Source organism: Bradyrhizobium sp. DOA9, assembly GCF_000617845.2.
Classification (GTDB): Bacteria; Pseudomonadota; Alphaproteobacteria; order Rhizobiales; family Xanthobacteraceae; genus Bradyrhizobium.
Genome location: NZ_DF820425.1, coordinates 711,374 through 731,183, shown reverse-complemented (window position 1 = coordinate 731,183; position 19,810 = coordinate 711,374). Strand labels below are relative to the sequence as shown.

The following is a 19,810-nucleotide window of genomic DNA, read 5'->3' as shown; positions in this document are numbered from 1 at the left end:
CGGCCCCGCACCATGGTCGCGCCATCATGTTGCCCCCGACTTTGGCAGCCTTGTTGAGGCACATCAAAGACCCCGGGCAAGGCGAGAGAGGTGGGCCGAGGGAGCGGTGCGTTCCTGCATATCGAGGAAGCGATCGGTCACGCCACCAGCGCGGCGTCCTCGCCGCCGTCGATGCCGCGCTGGGCGGCCAGCAGGCTGACGATCTCCGCATGCGGGCGGGCCTTGCTGAACAGGAAGCCCTGGCCCTCATGGCAGCCTTCGGTGCGCAGACAGCTGAGCTCGGCTTCGGTCTCGACGCCCTCGGCGGTGATGGTGACTCCCAAGCCCTTGCCGAGGCTGACGATCGAGCGGATGATCGCCTGGGCCTCGCGGTTGGCGCCGAGATCGCGCACGAAGGACTGGTCGATCTTGATCTTGTCGAACGGAAAGCTGCGCAAATAGCTGAGGCTGGAATAGCCGGTGCCGAAATCGTCCATCGAGATGCGCACCCCGAGCGCGCGCAGCGCATGCAGGGTCGCCAGCACCTGCGCGCTCTTCTCCAGCAGCAGCGTCTCGGTGATCTCGAGCTCGAGCCGGCGCGGCGGCAGGCCGGAATGCTTCAGGGCGTCCGTCACCATCGAGAGCAGATTGCCGCTGCGGAATTGGAGCGGCGACAGGTTGACGGCGACGCGGACGTCGTCCGGCCAGGCCGCGGCATCGAGGCAGGCCCGGCGCAGCATCAGCCCGCCGAGCGGGTTGATCAGGCCGGTGTCCTCGGCGACCGGAATGAACTCGGCCGGCGACACCATGCCGCGCTCGGCATGCGGCCAGCGCACCAGCGCCTCGAAGCCGGTGATGCGGCCGCTATGGAGGTCGATCAGCGGCTGGTAGTAAGGGCGCAGCACGTCGTTCTGGATCGCGTCGCGCAGCTCGACCTCGATCTTGCGTCGGCTCTGCGCCTTCGCATCGAGCGCAGCCTCGAAGAAGGCGAAGCTGCCGCGTGCATCCAGCTTGGCGCGCGACAGCGCCATGTCGGCGCTCTTGAGCAGCTTTTCGGAATCGTCGCCGTCGCTAGGGGTCATCGCGATGCCGATCGAGGCGCCGATCACCACGGAATGGCCGTCGAGCAGATAGGGATCGGCAATGGCCGCCAGGAGCCGCTTGGCCAGCATCACGGCGTCCTCGGGACGCGCCAGCCCGCTTTGCACGATCGCGAATTCGTCGGAATTGAGCCGCGCCAGCGCGTCCTCTTCCCGCAAGGTGGAGCGCAGCCGCTTGGCGACGCCGCGCAGGAGCTTGTCGCCGACCGCGTGCCCCAGCGTGTCGTTGACCGCCTTGAAATTGTCGAGCCCCAGCATCAGCAGCGCGACCTTCTCGGCGCTGCGCCGCGTGTGCAGCAGCATCTCGTCCACCTGCTGCCGCAGCAGGCTGCGATTGGGCAGGCCGGTCAGGGTGTCGTGCTGGGCCATGAAGGCGAGCCGCGCCTCGGCGCGCTTGCGCTCGGTGATGTCCATCAGCGCGAGCAGCACGGCGGGCCGCTCGGCATAGGTCAGCTCGCGGGAATAGATCGCCAGGTCGATCAGCGCACCGTCGGCCTTGACGTGCTTCCAGGTGCGGCCGGCCTGCTCCTCGCCGGTTGCACCGACGGTCCAGGGCGGCTCGCTGTCGAAGGCCTGCAGGGAGCGGATCTTCAATCGCTCGAACTCGGCCCGGCTGTAGCCATAATGCGCGACCGCGGCATCGTTGACGCCGAGGATGCATTCGTCGTCCAGTGCGCAGACGATCATGGGCACGGGATTGCCGTCGAACAGCAGGCGGAACGAGGCCTCGCGCTGCTTGAGCTCGGTGATGTCGACGCGCAGGCCGACGACGCCGCCGTCGTCGGTCAAGCGCTCGTCGATCAGGATGACGCGGCCGTCCGACAGCTTCTGCTCGTGGCGCGCGCCGGGCTGATAGAGCTTTTGCAGGCGCTCGGCGATCCAGGCGTCCTCGTTGCCGACGGCCTCGGGATAGTCGCCGCGGGCGACGCCGATGCGCAGCGTGTCCTCGAGGCGTGCGCCTTCCTCGAACAGATCGGCAGTCTTGCTGTAGATCTCGGCGTATTTCTTGTTCCAGAGGACGTAGCGGCCTTCGGCATCGAGAAACACGATGCCCTGCGGCAGGATGTCGATCGCCTGGCGCAGGCGCTCATGCGACTTGCGCGCCTCCGCGATCGCAGCTTCCGCCTCGGCGCGGCTGCGCAGGACTTCATCGCGTTCGGAAAGATCGCCCGAGGCGCGCGCGAAACGCGGCTTGCGCGCCTTCCGGCCGGCACCGGCAAGCACGCTGTGCTTTCGCTTTCTTGCTTTTCGAGACCCCAAACTCAACTTCACTCGTCCCAGTCGCGGCCAGCGGCCGCAAGTCGTTGGTCGGGAAGTCTTGAGGCAAGTGTCTGAAAAAAAAGTAATCTTGCCCGGCCGCGGTCCGCGCGCGGCGGCGCTCGCTGCCCGTTTGGGCGGCGCTGCGAGCGCCATCAGGCTGCGTACGGAGCTGCAATCAATGAGCGATCTGGCGCAAAATTGCGCGCGCGCCTGAATCGGTTCCGAAATCGTGCGCAATAAGCATGCGGGCCGCGGAATTTCCCCGCGCCGCGCACGAATTTTGGTCAATGCAGGATACGGTTATTGCAGCGTTAAGAAACGGCGGGCCGAGAGGCGATTTGGGCGAGCCATGACGAGCCGGCGGCGCGCTGCTCGCCTCGTTCTTAACCCTGGTGCGGCCTTGGGCTATAAGAGCGTCTGCAATGAGTCGCCGCGGCATCACCCTCCTTCTGCTGTCGTTCGTCTGCCTGGGCGCCGGTGCCGCGCTGGCCCAGGACAAGGGCAGCATCACCCCGAAGCCGCTGCCGCCGCTCGCCAATCCCAACGACCCCGGTCTCGCCGCCAAGGAACTGTTCGCGCGAAAGCTGCTGCCGTCGAAGGGGCCGGCCCATGTCATCGGCTCCTACACCAAGGGCTGCCTCGGCGGCGCGGAGCAGATGCCTGTCAACGGCGATCATTGGCAGGTGATGCGGCTGTCGCGGAATCGCAGCTACGGTCATCCCGACATGATCGCGCTGATCAAGCGGCTCGCCACGAAAGCGCACAGGGACGCCGGCTGGCCCGGCCTCCTGGTCGGCGACATCGCCCAGCCGCGCGGCGGGCCGGCGCTGTCGGGCCATGCCAGCCACCAGATCGGTCTCGATGCCGACATCTGGCTGACGCCGATGCCGGACCGCCGGCTCTCGCGCGAGGAGCGCGAGGAGATGTCGGCGGTGATGATGGTACGCCAGGACCGGCTCGACATCGACCCCAAGGTGTTCACACCAGGCCACGTGCTGGTGCTGCGCGACGCGGCGCGGGAGCCCGCCGTGCAGCGCATCTTCGTCAACGCCGCGATCAAGAAGGCGCTGTGCCGCGAGGCCAAGGGCGATCGCGCATGGCTGTCGAAGATCCGACCCTGGTGGGGCCACGATTACCACTTCCACATTCGCATGCGCTGCCCGGCGGGGGCCGGCGACTGCGAGGGCCAGCCGTCACAGGCCGAGGACGAAGGCTGCAAGCCCGCCGATCTGGCCTACTGGTTCTCCGACGCGGTGCTGCACCCCAAGCCGCCGCCCGAGCCGCCCAAGCCGAAGCCGCCGATGACGCTGGCGCAGATGCCGGCAGCCTGCAAGGCGGTGCTGCATGCAGGCGACGCGAAGCCGTAAGGTTCGCTGCCTCGGAAGCCAGCGCCGTCGTCCCGGGGCGCGAAGCGAGCCCGGGATGACGAACTCGGCCACCCTTTGACCTGCGACCGCAGCCTGCTATGTTTGCACTGCGATATCCCCGCTGGCCGTAAGCCACCGTGGCGCCGTGGAACAGCGCGTCCGCCCGTCGCATCTGACCAACCCAACGCCAGATTTTGCGCGTGCACCTTGTGCGCGCGAGCCCGCACGGAGCGCATCCCAATGTTTCGTCTCTCAGGACTTTTCACCGCCTTCGTCATTCTCGCAAGCACGGCCCTCGCGCCCGCCGCGGCCGAGGACAAGACCATCACGGTGTTCGCCGCGGCCTCGATGAAGAACGCGCTGGACGAGATCGATGCCGCCTACACCGCCAGGACCGGCGTCAAGTTCAGCGTCAGCTATGCCGCAAGCTCGGTGCTGGCCAAGCAGATCGAGCAGGGCGCGCCGGCCGACGTGTTCGTCTCGGCCGACACCGACTGGATGGATTACGCGATCTCCAAGAAGACCATCAACGAATCGACCCGGGTCAATCTGCTCGGCAACAGCATCGTGCTGATCGCGCCGAAAGACGCCAAGATCGACAACGTCCACATCGCGCAAGGCTTCGACCTCGCCAAGCTCGCCGGCGACGGCAGGATCGCGGCTGGCGACGTCAAGTCCGTGCCAGCAGGCAAATATGCCAAGGCCGCGCTCGAGAAGCTCGGCGCCTGGCAGGCCGCGGAGCCGAAATTCGCCATGGCCGAGAGCGTGCGCGCGGCGCTGACGCTGGTCGCCCGCGGCGAGGCCGTGCTCGGCATCGTCTATTCCACCGACGCCAAGGTCGAGCCGGGCGTGAAGATCGTCGGCACCTTCCCGGCGGATTCGCATCCTGCGATCATCTATCCGGTCGCGGCGACCACAACCGCCAAGCCGGAGGCGAACGACTATCTCGCCTTCCTGCGCTCGACGGCGGCCAAGACCATTCTGGAAAAATACGGCTTCAAGTTCCTGATCAGTCCCACGACCTGATAGCCTCGAGCTGATGTCCGACATCTCTCCTGCCGAATGGACGGCGATCCTGCTCTCGCTCAGGGTCGCCATCATCGCAACGCTGGTGGCGACGCCATTCGGCATCGCGCTGGCGTGGCTGCTGGCGCGGCGTGACTTCTGGGGCAAGTCCCTGCTCGACGCCCTCGTTCACCTGCCGCTGGTTCTGCCGCCCGTCGTCACGGGCTATCTGCTGCTGCTCACGTTCGGCCGCCGCGGCCTCGTCGGCGGCTTCCTCGCCGACCATCTCGGCATTGTCTTTTCCTTTCGCTGGACCGGCGCGGCGCTGGCCTGCGGTGTGATGTCGTTTCCGCTGCTGGTCCGGCCGATACGGCTGTCGATCGAGGCGATCGACCGCCGGCTCGAGCAGGCCGCCGAGACGCTCGGCGCAGCGCCGTGGAAGGTGTTCTTCACGGTGACGCTGCCGCTGGCGCTGCCCGGCGTGCTCGCCGGCATGGTGCTCGGCTTTGCCAAGGCGATCGGCGAGTTCGGCGCCACCATCACCTTCGTCTCCAACATTCCAGGAGAGACCCAGACGATTTCGTCCGCGATCTATTCGCTGATCCAGACCCCGGACGGCGACGCCGCGGCAGGCCGGCTCGTGATCGTCTCGATCGCGCTCGCGATCGGCGCGCTGATCGCGGCCGAATGGTTCGCCCGCCGCGCCACGCAGCGGCTGCACGGGAATTGACCATGCTGCGCGTCGACGTCGAAAAACAGCTCGGCGAATTCTCGCTGTCCGCATCCTTCAGCAGCGAGGGGCGCGTCATCGGCCTGTTCGGCGCCTCGGGCGCCGGCAAGAGCTCGCTGGTCAACATGATCGCCGGCCTGCTGCGGCCCGATCGCGGCACCATCGCGATCGACGGCGAGACCGTCGACGACACCGCGGCCGGCATTCACGTGCCCACTTACCGCCGCCGCATCGGCTACGTGTTCCAGGATGCGCGGCTCTTTCCGCATCTCAGCGTGGCGCAGAACCTCGATTACGGGCGGCGGATGAACGGACTTGCGCCCGATCCGGCGCAGCACAAGCGCATCATCGATTTGCTCGACATCGGCGCGCTGGTTGATCGCCGCCCCGGGAAACTGTCCGGCGGCGAGCGCCAGCGCGTCGCGCTCGGCCGCGCGCTGCTGTCGAAGCCGCGCCTGCTGCTGCTCGACGAGCCGCTCGGCGCGCTCGACGAGGGCCGCAAGCTCGAGATCCTGCCCTACCTGGTGCGGCTGCGCGACGAGGCCAACGTGCCGATGGTCTATGTCAGCCACGACGTCGCCGAGCTGCGCCAGCTCGCGACGCAGATCGTGATGCTGAAGCAGGGGCGGGTGACGAGTCTCGGCGGGGTGAAGGTGCTGACGTGAGGGCAGGCTCTCTCTTAGTCATTGCGAGGAGCCCTTGCGACGAAGCAATCCAGACTGTCCCTGCTGCGGCAGCCTGGATTTCTTCGCTTCGCTCGCAATGACGAGGAGACACCTAAACTCCCGCCACCGACGTCCACATATCCGCGAGCTTCTTCCGCAGCGCCTGGGTGCGTGTCAGCGGCGGCGGGGTCTCGTCGTCTTCCGGAAGGCGCAGGCCGACGACGTTGACGCGGCCGCCGGAGATGCTGCGTGCGACCAGGACGATCTCGTCCAGCGGCAGCTCGGCGCCCTCTTTCGGCGCGTGGTCGAGATGGACGTCGAAATAGTCGGCCAGGGTCAGCTTGCTCGCTTCCTCGCTCACCCTCACGCCGTAGATCTCGGCGAGCTCGGCGAGCGTGTGCTCGCCGGAGACCATGAAGTCGCCGAGCAGATGCGGATCGGGCGCCGTGCTCGGCTGCATGTCGACGAAGAAGCGGTCGAGCGACTCGGCCTTTTCCGGCGGGGCCAGCAGATAGATGTAATCGCCCGGCGCAATCGGATCGGCTTCCGCCGGCGTCAGGATGTTCTCGTTGCGGATGACGAGCGTCGGCTTGGACCAGGACGGGATCAGGCCGCGGCGGAAATACAGGCTCTTGGGCCGCACCGGATAGCCGACCAGCTGCTGCTCGAGCTGGCCGGGCAGATCGAGCTCGACGCGGCGCGGGCCGCGCTCGGCGCGCGGCAGCGCCACGTGCAGCTTGCGCGCGGCCGGCGCCAGGGTCCAGCCCTGCAGCAGCAGCGAAATGATGACGACGACGAAGGCCACGTCGAAATAGAGGTAGGCCTTGGACAGGCCGACCAGCATCGGGATCGAGGCCAGGAAGATCGCGACCGCGCCGCGCAGGCCGGTCCAGGCGATGAAGATCTTCTCGCGCCAGTTGAAGCGGAACGGCGCGAGGCACACGAACACCGCGATCGGCCGCGCGATCAGCATCAGGACCAGCGCGACGGCGATCGCCGGCACTATGCTGGCACCGAGCCGGCTCGGCGACACCAGGAGGCCGAGCAGCACGAACATCACGATCTGCGCCAGCCAGGTCGCGGCGTCCAGGAAGGCCACCACCGAATTATGCGCACGCGTCGGCCGATTGCCGATGATGATGCCGGCGAGATAGACGGCGAGGAAGCCGGAGGCGTGCATGATCTGCGAGCCGCCGAAGATGACGAGCGCACCCGTGGTGACGAACGGCGCATGCAGGCCCTGCGGCAGCGCGACCTGGTTGAGCGCGAGGACGACCAGCCGGCCGCCGATGATTCCGACGACGGCACCCAGCACCGCCTCCTGGATGAACTCCATCAGCACATGGCCGGGCGAGCTCGATCCCAGCGAGATGTATTCGACCAGCATCAGGGTGAGGAAGATCGCGAACGGGTCGTTCGTGCCGGACTCCGCCTCCAGCGTCGCGCCGACACGCGGACGCAGGCGCAGGCCCTGGGTGTGCACCAGCAGGAACACCGCGGCGGCGTCGGTCGAGGCCACCACGGCGCCGACCAGCAGGGATTCCGACCAGTTGAGATCGAGCGCGTATTTGGCGAACGGCGCCGTGATCAGCGCCGTCAGCAGCACGCCGATCGTGGCGAGCACCACGGAGGGCGCGAGCACGGTGCGGATGCTGGCGAAGCGGGTCCTGAGGCCGCCGTCGAACAGGATCAGGGCAAGAGCGACCGAGCCGACCAGATAGGTGGTGCGGACGTCGTCGAACTGGAGCTGGCCGGGGCCGGAATCGCCGGCGAGCATGCCGATGACAAGAAAGACGAGCAGCAGCGGCGCGCCGAAGCGCAGCGCCAGCAGGCTGGAGAGGATGCCGGCCATGACGAGGACGGCGCCGAGCAATATGGCGAGACTGACGGAGTCGAGGGAGGCCATCCACCTTCCGGGTAAAAAATCGCTGGAATTTCATCCTTATCGTCGGTGGACTCGCGCGCCAACCCATTTTCGCACTTCGCGGCAATCTGCTCGCATTTTACGGCCTTAACGCGCATCATTTCACGGTGTATCGATGGCCCGGCCGCGCCCCTTGTGGGATTGTCCGGCGCCCCCGAATCAATTCCTCCCCGCTTGCCGACGAGACCCGATGGACATGGACCTCAAAGACTTCATGGAGTTCGTGCAGACCACCGCACGCAGCGTCGGGGCGGAATTCTCCTCACCCTGGTTCTACCTGCAGTTCGGCCTCATCCTGGCCGCCGCCGGCATCGCCTATGCCGCGGAGGCCGCCATTCGCAGCCGTGTCGACCTGACCTCGCTGGCGATGCGCTGGCCGCTGCCGCTCCGGCACTTCGTCCGGGTCATGGTCGCCAGCGCCTCGACGGCGGTGTTCACGCTGCTCGTGATCGTCTCGCGCGTGGTGATGTATCACGCGACCTGGCCGAGCCGCTCCTATCTCCTGATGGTCGCAGCCAAGCTGGGGTTCGCCTGGCTCGTGATCCGGCTCGTGACCTCGGTGCTGCGCAACGCCTTCATCGTCAGGCTGGTGTCGATCACGGCATGGTTCGTCGCCGCGCTCTCCATCGTCGGCCAGCTCGATGCGACGGTCGACCTGCTGGATTCCTTCGCGATCGTGTTCGGCGGCCTCAGGCTAACCCCGCTCCTGGCGATCAAGGCCGGCGCGCTGCTGCTGATTGCGCTCTGGCTCACCAACATCGCCAGCAATTTCGCCGAGAGCCGGATCAACTCGACCACCGACCTGACGCCCTCGGTGCAGGTGCTGCTGGTCAAGATCATCCGCATCGGGCTGCTGACGGTCGCGATCGTGATCGCGCTCGGCGCGGTCGGGATCGACCTGTCGGCGCTCGCGGTGTTCTCCGGCGCGGTCGGCGTCGGCATCGGTATCGGCCTGCAGAAGATCGTCGCCAATTTCATCTCGGGCATCATCCTGCTCGCCGACAAATCGGTGAAGCCCGGCGACCTCGTCACCATCGGCGACAATACCGGCCGCATCAGCGCGATGAAGACGCGCTATATTTCCGTCGCTGCCGGCGACGGGCGCGAATTCCTGGTGCCGAACGAGGATCTGGTGACGCAGAAGGTCGTCAACTGGACCTATACCGACAAGAACACGCTGGTGAAGATCGCCTTCGGCACCAATTACGACGCCGACCCGAAATTGGTCTGCACGCTCGCCGCCGAGACCGCCGCCGCCCATCCGCGCGCGCAGAAGGGCAAGCCGCCGACCTGTCTCCTGACCGAGTTCGCGGAAGCCGGGATGAAGTTCTCGCTGACCTTCTGGATCGCCGACCCCGACGGCATGGACAAGGTCAAGAGCGACGTGATGCTGGAGCTGTGGGACGCCTTCAAGCGCGAAGGCATCCGGGTTCCCTATCCCGTCCGCGAAATCCGCATCCGCGGCGGCGCCCTGCCGGTGGAAACCTCCGTAGAAGTCCCGAATTAGGGCGCTTTCGGGCGTAAAAGGCACGCTCGGCTTGCATGAAGGCTGCCAATCATTAAATTGGGACCTGAAATCAAGCCCTTCCTCCGACATCGAGATCAGCCCGGAAGACCGCACCAGCATGAGCTACGTCGACGCCACCGAGACCTCCCTGCGCAAGACCGGACAGATCAAGCTGCACGGGCCGGCCGCCTTTGCCGGCATGCGCAAGGCGGGCGCGCTGGTGGCCAGGTGCCTGGACGAGCTCACCGATATCGTCGGACCCGGCGTGCCGACCTCGAGAATCGACGAATTCGTCCGCGACTTCGCCTTCAGCCATGGTGCCTATCCGGCGACGCTGATGTATCGCGGCTACCGCTACTCGACCTGCACCTCGCTCAACCACGTGGTCTGCCACGGCATGCCCGGCGACCGCCCGCTGAAGGAGGGCGACATCGTCAACATCGACGTCACCTTCATCGTCGACGGCTGGTATGGCGATTCCAGCCGGATGTACGCGATCGGCCCGATCGCGCGCAAGGCGGAGCGGCTGATCGAGGTGACCTATGAAGCGATGATGCGCGGCATCGCCGCGGTGAAGCCCGGCGCCACCACCGGCGACATCGGCCACGCCATCCAGAGCTTCGTCGAGCCGCAGGGCATGAGCGTGGTGCGGGATTTCTGCGGCCATGGCCTGGGCCGAATGTTCCACGACGAGCCGAACATCATCCATATCGGCCGGCCCGGCGAGGGCGTGCAGCTCAAGCCCGGCATGTTCTTCACCATCGAGCCGATGATCAATCTCGGCAAGCCGCATGTGAAGATCCTCTCCGACGGCTGGACCGCCGTCACCCGCGACCGCTCGCTGTCGGCGCAGTTCGAGCACTCCGTCGGCGTCACCGCGACGGGGGTCGAGATCTTCACGCTGTCGGAGCGGCACGGCGAGAAGCAGATCGGGTGAGCTGGGGCGCCGTCATCGTCTGACGCCCGAGTGCTGCCGCAATTGACGGTTGCAAAAACGCCGGTCCCCGGCAATGCTGGCGGCCGATGCCCGCCAAGCCAGACCACGACAAGAGCAAGCTAGATGACGCGCCGCACTATCTCGGCCATCGCGAGCGGCTGCGCGAGCGCTTCTACAGTGCGGGCGCGGATGCGCTCAGCGATTACGAGCTACTCGAGATGGCGCTGTTTCCGGCGCTGCCGCGGCGGGACACCAAGCCGCTGGCGAAGACGCTGATCAGGACCTTCGGCTCGTTCGCCGAGGTCGTGCATGCGCCGGTGGCGCGCCTGCGCGAGGTCGAGGGGATCGGCGAATCCGCAGTCAACCAGCTCAAGCTGATCGCCGCGGCGGCGCATCGCGTCGCCAAGGGCGAGGTCAATAGCCGCAACGCGCTGTCGTCCTGGAACGAGGTGATCGCCTATTGCCGCACCAGCATGGCCTTTTCCGACAAGGAACAATTCCGCCTGCTGTTCCTCGACAAGCGCAACCAGCTGATCGCCGACGAGGTGCAGCAGACCGGCACGGTCGACCACACCCCGGTCTATCCGCGCGAGGTGATCAAGCGCGCGCTGGAATTATCGGCGACCGCGCTGATCCTGGTGCACAACCACCCCTCCGGCGATCCATCGCCCTCGCAGGCCGACATCCAGATGACGAAGGCGATCATCGACATCGCAAGACCGCTGGGGATTGCCGTGCACGACCACATCATCGTCGGCAAGAACGGGCATGCGAGCTTGCGCGGGATGCGATTGATCTAGACCAGATCAGAATGCCAGGTTCTTGGCGGCCTTCAGATGGTCTTCCGCGGCTGTGATGCCGGCGAATGCCTTGAGCGTCAGGGCGGTCGGTTGCGGCTTCCATGCAGCAACGAGCTTCTCGGCCTTCTGGAGCTCAGGCTTGGACAACATGGAAGCCATTTCGCTCACGTTCTTGGCCGGCGCCACCTTCGAGAGCTTGAAATAGGCATACGACAGGGACAAATCTCTCGGCGTTCCCTTTCCCGCCGAATAGGCGCGGGACAGGCCGAACAGGGCCTCGGGCAGCCCCTGATCGCCCGCCAGTTTCCACCATTTCAGCGCTTCTTCCGAATTGCCTTGCCGGTCGTACATGAGCGCGACATCGTGCTGGGCCCGCGCGTAACCGGCCCTGGCGGCAACGAGCTTGTATTTCAATGCCTGATCCGGATCCGTTGCGACGACGCCGGCGCCTTGCCCGTCATAATAGCAGCCGAGCTTGTAGGCTCCGAGCGGATCGTTGGCCGCGGCCGATTTCTGAAACCACGCGAATGCCTGGCTGCGATCCTGCTGTGTGCCGATGCCGTTGTTGTGCATCATGCCGACATGGTATTGCGCCTCCGCATCGCCGCGATGGGCCAATGCGACCATCGCATTGAAGGTGCGGGTGTCATTCGCGCTGGCGGGCATCGCGAACAGCAGAAGACACGAGATGGCCAGGGCAAACAGTTTCATGGCAAAGCCCGATCGAGTTTGAACGATTCCTGTCTTGGTCTCTCCAGACGGACGAAAAGTTCGAAATCTGACAAGTTCCGAATCAGCGATTTTGGCCTGTGCGAACGGGCGCAAGGCACCGCGCTGCGGCCGAAGGTGACGATTTAAGGAAGCAGGAGATCGGGCTCGGGATGGTTCTCCGGGAGCAGGTGCGCTCCCTCCCCCGCTTGCGGGGGAGGGCTGGGGAGAGGCTGTCTCCACAATCGAGAACCCCCAAGAGGAGAAAGCCCTCACCCGCGCCTTCGGCGCGACCTCTCCCGCAAGCGAGAGCTTTGCACAAGAGGAGGATTTGCGATTCTCTAGGGCCTGTGGTGGAGGCGGATTCGGATGGCATATCGAGAGGTTGGGCAACTGAGCTTCGCGGATGCGCTGGTATCGCGGCGGGGGAAGGGTAGCCCGGTGCTGAAGCGGATTGGCGAACTGGTCGACTGGGCGGCAGTGGAGAGAGTGCTGAATGGTCTTCCGGAGCCGGAGCGCGGCCCTCCGCCCTATCCGCGACTGGTGCTGTTCAAGGCGCTGCTGCTGCAGCAATGGTATGGGCTTTCCGATCCGGCGCTGGAGGAAGCGCTCGACGACCGGGCCTCGTTCCGCGCCTTCTGCGGCTTTGTGCTGAGCGACGAGACGCCTGATCACACGACGATCTGGCGATTCCGCGAGGCTTTGCAGCGAGCCGGTCTGGACGAGAAGCTGTTCGCCGAGATCCTGCATCAGATCGACGCACGCGGGCTGGTGCTGCGCCGGGGCACATTGATCGATGCGAGCCTGATCTCGGCAGCAGTAAAGCCGCCGAAGCCGCCAGAGGACCCGCAGCCGCCCGGCCCGGACGGCCGTGAACCGAGCAAGCTGGTCAACAGCAAGCGCGATCCAGATGCACGCTGGACCAAGAAGGGCGGCAAGCGGTACTTCGGCTACAAAGCCCATATCGGCATGGATCAGAGTTCGGCCATCGTCCGCCGCAGCAAGCTGACCGACGCTGCGGTCAACGACACGGTGCCCGCCGACGAGTTGGTCTGTGGTGATGAGAAGGCAGTCTATGCCGACCAAGCCTATGACAAGCACAAGCGCCGCAGCGGGCTCGCCGCGCGAGGAATCAAGCCGAGGCTGATGTTCCGGCCGAATAAGCATCATCCGCTCACCGAGCGGCAGAAGCGCTTCAACAATGCCGTGGGAAAGCGCCGCGCACCGGTCGAGCAGGTCTTCGCGCGCCTCAAGGGCAGCTACCGCTGGGCGCGCGCTCGCTATCTGGGTTTGGCGCGCAATCAGACGCATCTGCGCCTGATCTGCCTCGCCATGAACCTCAAACGATGGGCGGTGCTGTGCCCGATAGGAGCCGCAGCGTGACCACCACCCGCCGCTACCCCGCGGCCACGAAAAACAGACGCCCCACCCCTCTGGGGCTACGCGAGGCCGTTCAAAAAAAGACCCATATCGAACTTCACTCCAGCACAACTCATTACGCAAAGCTCTCGCAAGCGGGAGAGGTGACCGAGTTCGCAGCTACCTACTGGCGCAGCATGATCAGGGGATCGGCGGTATCGGGGACACGGCGCCACTGGGCGTGGTCGTCGGCCTCGAACTGCCAGGCTTCGCCTGATTTCGACATCAGGATGATCTGGCCGCGCTCGAGGCGCCATTGCGTCGGGTTGAACTGCGCGATCGCGGCCTCGCATCGCGGCTTGAGGAAGACCTGGAAATTGTCCGGGCCCGCTTCGGTGTTGGTCAGCGTCAGCCCGCAGATCGGCTGGCCCTTGCCGCGCACCATCGACCAGTCGCCGATCATCTGGTCCATCGACTTGGCCATCGATCGCGCGGCGGCGAGGTCCTGCAGGATGTAGACGCCCTCGCCCTGGCGCAGGCCCTCGAAGATGCCGGCCTCGACCTCGGTGAAGTCGATCACGGCTTCGCCGGTCGCATCCTGCAGGCGCACGATGTCGAGGCCCTTCACGCTCCAGGCGACGATGTCCTTGGTGAAGGGCAGCGCGGTCTTGCAGGCCGGCTCCAGCTCCAGCTTGAAGCCCTGGCCTGCGGCGTCAGTCTTGAGCGTGACGACGCAGGTCTTGCTGCGCTCGGTGGTCGAAAGCTCCCACTGTCCGGGCATCTGCTTCTTCAGGCTCGTCGCATCCTGCGCATGTGCGATGCCGACCGCGGCCAGCAAGGCCGCGACGGCGAATGCGAGAAGGCGACGAGCGACCATCAGCGCCCCTTGACCGGCGTTTCCGCAACCGGCGTCAGCGGCGCCTTGCCTGAGAACCAGGACTTGAGATTGTCGACCACGAGCTGGTCCATGGCGTTACGCGTCACCACCGAGGCCGAGCCGATATGCGGCAGCAGCACGACGTTCTGCATGGACTTGAGCTCGTCCGGCACGGTCGGCTCGGCGGCGAACACGTCGAGGCCGGCGGCGAGAATGGTGCCCGACTTCAGCGCCTGGATCAGCGCGGGCTCGTCGACCACCGAGCCGCGGGCGACGTTGACCAGCACGCCGCGCGGGCCGAGCGCCTTGAGCACCTCGGCATTGATCATCTTGTTGGTCGAGGCACCGCCGGGCACGATCACAACAAGCGTGTCGACCGCCTTCGCCATCTCGATCAGATCAGGATAGTGCTTGTAGGAGACGTCCTTGGAGGGGTTGCGCGAGTGGTAGACCACCGGCACAAGCGAGGCCTCGAGCCGGCGCGCGATGGCCTGGCCGATCCGGCCCATGCCGACGATGCCGACCTTGCGGTCGCGCAGCGAGCCGACGCTGAGCGGATAGTTCTGGGTCTGCCAGAGCCCGGAGCGGACATAGCGGTCGGCCTTGATGAACTCGCGCAAGGTCGAGATCAGAAGGCCCATCGCGACGTCGGCGACCTCCTCGGTCAGGACGTCGGGCGTGTTGGTGACGACAATGTCGTGCTCGGCGGCATATTTGGCGTCGATGTGGTCGTAGCCGACGCCGAAGCTCGCCACCATCTCCAGCTTCGGCAGCTGCGACAGCGAATCCTTGTCCGCGCGCACGGTGTGGTAGGTCACCGCGACGCCGCGGATCCTGTCACGGACCGCCGGCGTCAAGCGCTCGAGATCGCCGCGCGTCTCGGCCTTGTGCACGACGAAATGATCGGAAAAGCCGTTCTCGAGGATCGGCCGCACCGGCCCATAGATCAGAAGGTCGATCTTTTCGGACGAAATCGAACCGGCAGCCATCAGTTTTCCTTTCCAAGCGCGCTCTCATGCCAGCGCCGTAAAACGAGGTGGGAAACTAGCGCCAGCACCCCATAGATGACAATCCCGGCCAGCGACAACAGCAGCAGCGCCGCGAACATGCGGGGTATGTTCAAGCGATAGCCTGACTCGGCGATCCTGTAGGCGAGCCCGGAGCCGGCACCGGCCGTTCCGGCCGCGATCTCGGCCACGACCGCGCCGATCAGCGACAGGCCGCCCGCGATGCGCAGGCCGCCGAGGATATAGGGCAGCGCCGCCGGCAGCTTCAGGAAGCGCAGGGTTTGCGGCTTCGATGCGCCGTAGAGCTGGAACAGGCCGGCGAGATTGCGGTCCACCGAGTTCAGCCCGAGCGTGGTGTTCGACAGCACCGGGAAGAAGGCGACGATGAAGGCGCAGACGACCACCGCGGTCTGCTGCTCCAGATAGATCAGCAACAGCGGCGCGATCGCGATGACAGGCGTCACCTGGAGCACGATGGCATAGGGGAACAACGAATATTCCACCCATTTCGACTGGTTGAACAGCAGCGCCAGCGCGATGCCGCCGATGCTGGCCGCGACAAAGCCTTCAAGCGTGGTTGCCAGCGTGGTCGCCAGCGATTGCGACAGCACCGTCCAGTCCTTGATCAGCGTCAGCACGATGACGGAGGGCGCCGGCAGCACGTAGGGCGGGATCTCCCTGACGCGGACCACGAGTTCCCAGGCAAGGAGGCCGGTTGCGAAGACGATGACGGGCAGGACGAAGCGCATCGCGCGTTGCGCATGGGACGATCTTGCCGGCACGGGAGCTTGCGCGCTCATAGCGTCGACTGCTCCGAATAGGACGGCGCCAGCGCGGCCGACACGCGCCGGCAATAGTCGGAATAGGCCGCCGAGGTGCGAAACTCCTCGCCGCGCGGCTCGACCGTCTCGATGCGGATGTCTGCCTCGATGCGGCCGGGCCGTGCCGTCATGACCACGACGCGCTGCGACAGATAGACGGATTCGAACACCGAATGGGTGACGAAGATGACGGTCTTGCGTAAGCGTCGCCACAGCGCCAGCAGATCGTTGTTGAGGCGGAAGCGCGTAATCTCGTCGAGCGCGGCGAACGGCTCGTCCATGAGAAGGATATCCGGATTGGTGACGAGCGCGCGCGCCAGCGACACCCGCATCTTCATGCCGCCGGAGAGCTCGCGCGGAAAGGCATCGGCAAAATCGGCAAGGCCGACACTCGCCAGCGCCGCGTCGGCCCGCGCGCGCCCCTCCGCCTTCGGCACGCCGCCGAGCCTCAAGGGCAGCCGCACGTTCTCGCGGACGCTGGCCCAGGGCATCAGGGTGGGCTCCTGGAACACGAAGCCGATGCCGTGACCTGGCAGAACTTGGCCCGGCTGCGGCACGCCCTCGTGCCGTGCCACCCGCACGGTGCCTGATGACGGCGCGCTGAGCTCGGCGATCAGCCGCAACACCGTCGACTTGCCGCAGCCGGAGGGGCCCAGCAGCGAGATGAACTCGCCCTTGCGGACGGCAAGGTCGAACGGGCCGAGCGCCATCACGCCGTTGTCGTAAGTTTTCGTCACGCCGCGCAGGCTGACGGCGAGACCCGTGAGGCTGGCCTCGACGGTGGATGACGTTCTGCGCTCTACCATTGATCGCGGGCTGTCGTGGGGTTCGGTCGGGCCGCGTCCCTCACCTCTCCCCAACGGGGAGAGGTCGGCGCGCAGCGCCGGGTGAGGGGGAGCAGGTCCCACGAGAGAGCGTAACCCCTCACCCGCATCGCATCTATTGATGCGATGCGACCTCTCCCTTCGGGAGAGGTGGGTCCCAGCCGCGCAGGCGCGCCGAATAATCTCAGCATCCGTTACGGCTTGTTCGGGCGCAGCTCGACGCCGACGCCCTTGTTGACGAAGCGCAGCGTGTAGGATTTGCGGAAGTCGAGATCCGCCTTCACGACGCCGGCCTTGACCATCTTGTTGAAGAAGGAGGCGTAGCGCTCGTCGCTCATCGCGCCGATGCCGTTCTTCAAGCTGTCGCCGGAATCGACGATGCCGTGCTCCTTCATCTTGGCGACGGAATAGGCCAGGAGATCGTCGGTCATCTCCGGGTTGAGCTGCTTGATCAGGGCATTGCCGGCGGAATTGTCGCGGTAGAGGTAATTGTACCAGCCGATCATGGAGGCATCGACGAAGCGCTGCACCAGGTCAGGCTTCTTCTCGACGATCTCGCGGCGGGTTTCGATCAGCGTCGAATAGGTGTTGAAGCCGTAATCGGCGAGCAGCAGCACGTTGGGCTTGAAGCCGGCGGCCTTCTCGACCGCGAAGGGCTCGGAGGTGACGTAACCCTGCATGGCGCTCTTGGGATTGGCGATGAAGGGCTGCGGATTGAAATTGTAGGGGCGGACGTTCTTCTCGCTGAAGCCGTATTCGGACTTCAGCCACTGGAAATAGCTGGTCATGCCTTCCTTGGAGACGAACAGCGTCAGCGGCTTGAGGTCCTCGAGCTTGGCGACCTTGGCGTCAGGCTGCGTCAGCATCACCTGCGGATCCTTCTGGAACACCGCGGCGATGCTGATGACGGGAACGTTGTTGGCGACCGCGTCGAACGACATCAGCGTGTTCGCGGCCATGAAGAAATCGATCTTGCCGGCGATCAGCAGCATCCGGTTGTTCTCGTTCGGGCCGCCCGGGACGATGGTGACGTCGAGGCCGTATTTCTTGTAGGTGCCGTCGGCGACCGCCTGGAAGAAGCCGCCATGCTCGGCCTCGGCGACCCAGTTGGTGCCGAAGGTGACCTTGTCGAGCGTTTGGGCGCGCGCCGGCGCAAAGGAGGCGAGAGCGGCCAACAAGCCCGCAATTAACGTTCGCCGCAGATGAAAGGGGGGCATAATGGCACTCCGTCGATCGTGGCTGGCCCAATCGCGACTGGTCCGGGTGGAGGCAACGCGATAGAACCGCATGACACCGCATGACATCAGGGGATGCGAGCCGGCCGGGCCCGCATCCCCTCTTACCGCAAATTACGTGACAAATTCGGGCAAGGAAACCTCGATGACGCCCTCCCGCGACTGGATCGACATCGACTGGGCTGATGCGAGCCCGGACGAGATGTCGCGCTGGATCGCGGTGCTGCCGCTGGCGGCAACCGAGCAGCACGGCCCGCATCTGCCGCTGACGACGGACGTGCTGATCGCGGACGCCTACCTCGCACGTGTGCGCGAGCTGTTGCCCGCCAGCATTCCGGCGAGCTTCCTCCCGGTCGAGCGGGTCGGCATTTCCACCGAACATATCGACTATCCGGGCACGCAGACGCTGCCAACCGAAATTGCGCTGAGGAAATGGACCGGAATCGGCGAGGAGGTTGCACGGCGCGGCGTGAGGAAGCTCGTCATCGTCACCAGCCATGGCGGCAACAGCGCGGCCATGATGCTGGTCGCGCAGGACCTTCGTGCGCATCACAAGCTGTTCGTGGTGACGACGTCGTGGTCGCGGCTCTCGGGCGCAGACAAATTGTTCCCGGCCGATGAAGTGCGACACGGCATTCACGCCGGCGCGGTCGAGACCTCGATCATGCTGGCGCGCTATCCCGATCAGGTGCGCAAGGATGCGATCACTGATTTTCCTGCGAGCAGCATCGCGCTGGAGCAGCAATATCGCTGGCTGTCGACGCAGCGGCCGGCGCCGTTCGCCTGGCAGGCGCAGGATCTCAACGCCAGCGGCGCCGTCGGCAACGCGATGCTGGCTGACCCAGCGAAGGGCAAGCAACTGCTCGATCAGGGCGCGACGGCGTTCTGCGAGCTGCTGGGGGAGGTCGATAACTTCGACGTGAACAGGCTCGCCAAGGGACCCCTCGGCTAGGGCGCATCTTCCTGGATTCATTCAGGAAAGATCGAGTCTCCGCGAGCGCATTTGCGGTCTTCGAACCGGACGCGAGGAGGCTCCGTCCAACTGGGCACGCGGGCCACAACGGACCGCCTCAACCCGGATGGAGTTTCACATGTCGATCAAGACCAAGATTGCCGCCGCAGCTCTCGCTGCTCTCGCCGTAACCGGCAGCATTGCGTCCACCACCACCGCGGCCGAAGCCAAGCAGCCCGGCTGGGTCTGGGGCGTCGGTGCCGGCATCGCCACCGCCGCCGTCGTCGGTTCCGCGATCGCCGCCAGCAACGATCCCTATTTCCACGGCTATCACCGCTGCGGCTGGGTCGCCCAGTACAACGCCTTCGGCCAGTACGTCGGCCGCGTTCGCACCTGCTACTGATTTAGTTACCTGAGGCCGATCTCCACGTGGATCCCGCGTCCGACACGGGCGCCTCATCCACCCCGTGTCGTGCCCCCGACCCCGCCCGGCTGTCCCCCCGGGCGGGGTCATCCGTTTTAGGGACCGTGCAAGTTTGTTGCAGTCCCGTCACACAGTGATGCGAACCATGCGGAGCGGCCAAGTTCGATAGTTGCTATTGCGAATTATTAGCAATAAGAATTGCAGCGCTCGCAGGAACTTGGGGTGAAGTCGCGTCGGATCGGGACCATCCCGGCGATCCGGTGCAATCCAAGACCTGATGACAAGCTCGCTGCGAATCGGCAGGGATGCCGGTCGCGGCGGGTGGGACA

General features: G+C 65.6%; 18 protein-coding genes. 10 read left to right on the top strand and 8 right to left on the bottom strand.

Annotation, left to right across the window (positions count from 1 at the left end; all coding sequences use genetic code 11):
• Nucleotides 1-137 precede the first annotated feature (137 nt).
• A complete protein-coding gene (locus BDOA9_RS03365) occupies nucleotides 138-2,303 on the bottom strand; it encodes an EAL domain-containing protein (RefSeq protein WP_025032541.1) in 2,166 nt (721 codons plus the stop codon).
• A 458-nt stretch (nucleotides 2,304-2,761) separates the two neighbouring features.
• Between BDOA9_RS03365 and mepA the strand changes: the two genes are divergently transcribed.
• The 4 genes from mepA (at nucleotide 2,762) to modC (ending at nucleotide 6,106) form a co-directional block, all read left to right on the top strand.
• Nucleotides 2,762-3,706 carry a penicillin-insensitive murein endopeptidase gene (gene mepA, locus BDOA9_RS03360; protein ID WP_025032540.1) on the top strand — a complete coding sequence of 315 codons (945 nt, stop codon included), beginning with the start codon at nucleotides 2,762-2,764 and terminating at the stop codon, nucleotides 3,704-3,706.
• A gap of 240 nt (nucleotides 3,707-3,946) precedes the next feature.
• Nucleotides 3,947-4,732, top strand: a complete 786-nt coding sequence (gene modA, locus BDOA9_RS03355) for a molybdate ABC transporter substrate-binding protein (RefSeq protein WP_025032539.1) — start codon at nucleotides 3,947-3,949, stop codon at nucleotides 4,730-4,732.
• Between the two features lie 13 nt (nucleotides 4,733-4,745).
• Nucleotides 4,746-5,441: a molybdate ABC transporter permease subunit gene (gene modB / locus BDOA9_RS03350; protein WP_025032538.1), complete on the top strand. Its 696-nt coding sequence runs from the start codon at nucleotides 4,746-4,748 to the stop codon at nucleotides 5,439-5,441.
• A gap of 2 nt (nucleotides 5,442-5,443) precedes the next feature.
• A complete protein-coding gene (modC, locus tag BDOA9_RS03345; RefSeq protein WP_025032537.1) occupies nucleotides 5,444-6,106 on the top strand; it encodes a molybdenum ABC transporter ATP-binding protein in 663 nt (220 codons plus the stop codon).
• A 112-nt stretch (nucleotides 6,107-6,218) separates the two neighbouring features.
• Here the strand turns inward: modC and BDOA9_RS03340 are convergent, their stop codons facing one another.
• Nucleotides 6,219-8,012 (bottom strand): potassium/proton antiporter, encoded by a 1,794-nt coding sequence (locus tag BDOA9_RS03340; protein ID WP_025032536.1) that lies wholly within the window; start codon nucleotides 8,010-8,012, stop codon nucleotides 6,219-6,221.
• Nucleotides 8,013-8,220: 208 nt separating this feature from the next.
• Here BDOA9_RS03340 and BDOA9_RS03335 point away from each other — a divergent pair, with 208 nt between their 5' ends.
• From BDOA9_RS03335 to radC, 3 genes are all read left to right on the top strand, one after another.
• Nucleotides 8,221-9,537 carry a mechanosensitive ion channel family protein gene (locus BDOA9_RS03335; protein ID WP_025032535.1) on the top strand — a complete coding sequence of 439 codons (1,317 nt, stop codon included), beginning with the start codon at nucleotides 8,221-8,223 and terminating at the stop codon, nucleotides 9,535-9,537.
• Between the two features lie 118 nt (nucleotides 9,538-9,655).
• On the top strand, nucleotides 9,656-10,474 hold the full coding sequence (gene map, locus BDOA9_RS03330; RefSeq protein WP_025032534.1) for a type I methionyl aminopeptidase: 819 nt from the start codon (nucleotides 9,656-9,658) through the stop codon (nucleotides 10,472-10,474).
• Nucleotides 10,475-10,560: 86 nt separating this feature from the next.
• Entirely contained in the window at nucleotides 10,561-11,274 is a 714-nt protein-coding gene (radC, locus tag BDOA9_RS03325; RefSeq protein WP_025032533.1) for a RadC family protein, read from the top strand.
• 6 nt (nucleotides 11,275-11,280) lie between these two features.
• Here the strand turns inward: radC and BDOA9_RS03320 are convergent, their stop codons facing one another.
• Nucleotides 11,281-12,099, bottom strand: a complete 819-nt coding sequence (locus BDOA9_RS03320) for a tetratricopeptide repeat protein (RefSeq protein ID WP_152033104.1) — start codon at nucleotides 12,097-12,099, stop codon at nucleotides 11,281-11,283.
• A gap of 252 nt (nucleotides 12,100-12,351) precedes the next feature.
• Here BDOA9_RS03320 and BDOA9_RS03315 point away from each other — a divergent pair, with 252 nt between their 5' ends.
• Nucleotides 12,352-13,365 carry an IS5 family transposase gene (locus BDOA9_RS03315; protein ID WP_025032531.1) on the top strand — a complete coding sequence of 338 codons (1,014 nt, stop codon included), beginning with the start codon at nucleotides 12,352-12,354 and terminating at the stop codon, nucleotides 13,363-13,365.
• 160 nt (nucleotides 13,366-13,525) lie between these two features.
• Here BDOA9_RS03315 and BDOA9_RS03310 read toward each other — a convergent pair whose 3' ends face one another.
• The 5 genes from BDOA9_RS03310 to BDOA9_RS03290 all read right to left on the bottom strand — a co-directional run bounded on the left by BDOA9_RS03310 (nucleotide 13,526) and on the right by BDOA9_RS03290 (nucleotide 18,087).
• Nucleotides 13,526-14,218: a protease inhibitor Inh/omp19 family protein gene (locus tag BDOA9_RS03310; RefSeq protein ID WP_025032530.1), complete on the bottom strand. Its 693-nt coding sequence runs from the start codon at nucleotides 14,216-14,218 to the stop codon at nucleotides 13,526-13,528.
• A complete protein-coding gene (locus tag BDOA9_RS03305) occupies nucleotides 14,218-15,207 on the bottom strand; it encodes a 2-hydroxyacid dehydrogenase (RefSeq protein ID WP_025032529.1) in 990 nt (329 codons plus the stop codon). Before BDOA9_RS03305 ends, BDOA9_RS03310 begins: the two co-directional genes overlap by 1 nt.
• Nucleotides 15,207-16,025, bottom strand: a complete 819-nt coding sequence (locus BDOA9_RS03300; RefSeq protein WP_025032528.1) for an ABC transporter permease — start codon at nucleotides 16,023-16,025, stop codon at nucleotides 15,207-15,209. The genes BDOA9_RS03305 and BDOA9_RS03300 overlap by 1 nt, the downstream gene beginning before the upstream one ends.
• Nucleotides 16,022-16,852: an ABC transporter ATP-binding protein gene (locus BDOA9_RS03295; RefSeq protein ID WP_025032527.1), complete on the bottom strand. Its 831-nt coding sequence runs from the start codon at nucleotides 16,850-16,852 to the stop codon at nucleotides 16,022-16,024. The genes BDOA9_RS03300 and BDOA9_RS03295 overlap by 4 nt, the downstream gene beginning before the upstream one ends.
• 212 nt (nucleotides 16,853-17,064) lie before the next feature.
• Nucleotides 17,065-18,087, bottom strand: a complete 1,023-nt coding sequence (locus BDOA9_RS03290; RefSeq protein ID WP_025032526.1) for an ABC transporter substrate-binding protein — start codon at nucleotides 18,085-18,087, stop codon at nucleotides 17,065-17,067.
• Nucleotides 18,088-18,250: 163 nt separating this feature from the next.
• On the opposite strand from BDOA9_RS03290, the gene BDOA9_RS03285 reads away from it, so the two are divergent.
• The gene (locus BDOA9_RS03285) at nucleotides 18,251-19,057 is read left to right on the top strand and encodes a creatininase family protein (RefSeq protein WP_025032525.1); all 807 of its coding nucleotides are present in this window, start codon (nucleotides 18,251-18,253) and stop codon (nucleotides 19,055-19,057) included.
• Between the two features lie 139 nt (nucleotides 19,058-19,196).
• Nucleotides 19,197-19,460 (top strand): hypothetical protein, encoded by a 264-nt coding sequence (locus BDOA9_RS03280; protein ID WP_025032524.1) that lies wholly within the window; start codon nucleotides 19,197-19,199, stop codon nucleotides 19,458-19,460.
• The last annotated feature ends 350 nt before the right edge of the window (nucleotides 19,461-19,810 follow it).

Coding starts and splice junctions, on each gene's coding strand:
- modC (WP_025032537.1), top strand. CDS start 5,444: ATGCTGCGCGTCGACGTCGAAAAACAGCTCGGCGAATTCTCGCTGTCC.
- BDOA9_RS03300 (WP_025032528.1), bottom strand. CDS start 16,025: ATGAGCGCGCAAGCTCCCGTGCCGGCAAGATCGTCCCATGCGCAACGC.
- mepA (WP_025032540.1), top strand. CDS start 2,762: ATGAGTCGCCGCGGCATCACCCTCCTTCTGCTGTCGTTCGTCTGCCTG.
- BDOA9_RS03285 (WP_025032525.1), top strand. CDS start 18,251: ATGACGCCCTCCCGCGACTGGATCGACATCGACTGGGCTGATGCGAGC.
- BDOA9_RS03340 (WP_025032536.1), bottom strand. CDS start 8,012: ATGGCCTCCCTCGACTCCGTCAGTCTCGCCATATTGCTCGGCGCCGTC.
- BDOA9_RS03305 (WP_025032529.1), bottom strand. CDS start 15,207: ATGGCTGCCGGTTCGATTTCGTCCGAAAAGATCGACCTTCTGATCTAT.
- BDOA9_RS03280 (WP_025032524.1), top strand. CDS start 19,197: ATGTCGATCAAGACCAAGATTGCCGCCGCAGCTCTCGCTGCTCTCGCC.
- BDOA9_RS03315 (WP_025032531.1), top strand. CDS start 12,352: ATGGCATATCGAGAGGTTGGGCAACTGAGCTTCGCGGATGCGCTGGTA.
- BDOA9_RS03295 (WP_025032527.1), bottom strand. CDS start 16,852: ATGGTAGAGCGCAGAACGTCATCCACCGTCGAGGCCAGCCTCACGGGT.
- radC (WP_025032533.1), top strand. CDS start 10,561: ATGCCCGCCAAGCCAGACCACGACAAGAGCAAGCTAGATGACGCGCCG.
- BDOA9_RS03335 (WP_025032535.1), top strand. CDS start 8,221: ATGGACATGGACCTCAAAGACTTCATGGAGTTCGTGCAGACCACCGCA.
- BDOA9_RS03310 (WP_025032530.1), bottom strand. CDS start 14,218: ATGGTCGCTCGTCGCCTTCTCGCATTCGCCGTCGCGGCCTTGCTGGCC.
- BDOA9_RS03290 (WP_025032526.1), bottom strand. CDS start 18,087: ATGCCCCCCTTTCATCTGCGGCGAACGTTAATTGCGGGCTTGTTGGCC.
- modB (WP_025032538.1), top strand. CDS start 4,746: ATGTCCGACATCTCTCCTGCCGAATGGACGGCGATCCTGCTCTCGCTC.
- modA (WP_025032539.1), top strand. CDS start 3,947: ATGTTTCGTCTCTCAGGACTTTTCACCGCCTTCGTCATTCTCGCAAGC.
- map (WP_025032534.1), top strand. CDS start 9,656: ATGAGCTACGTCGACGCCACCGAGACCTCCCTGCGCAAGACCGGACAG.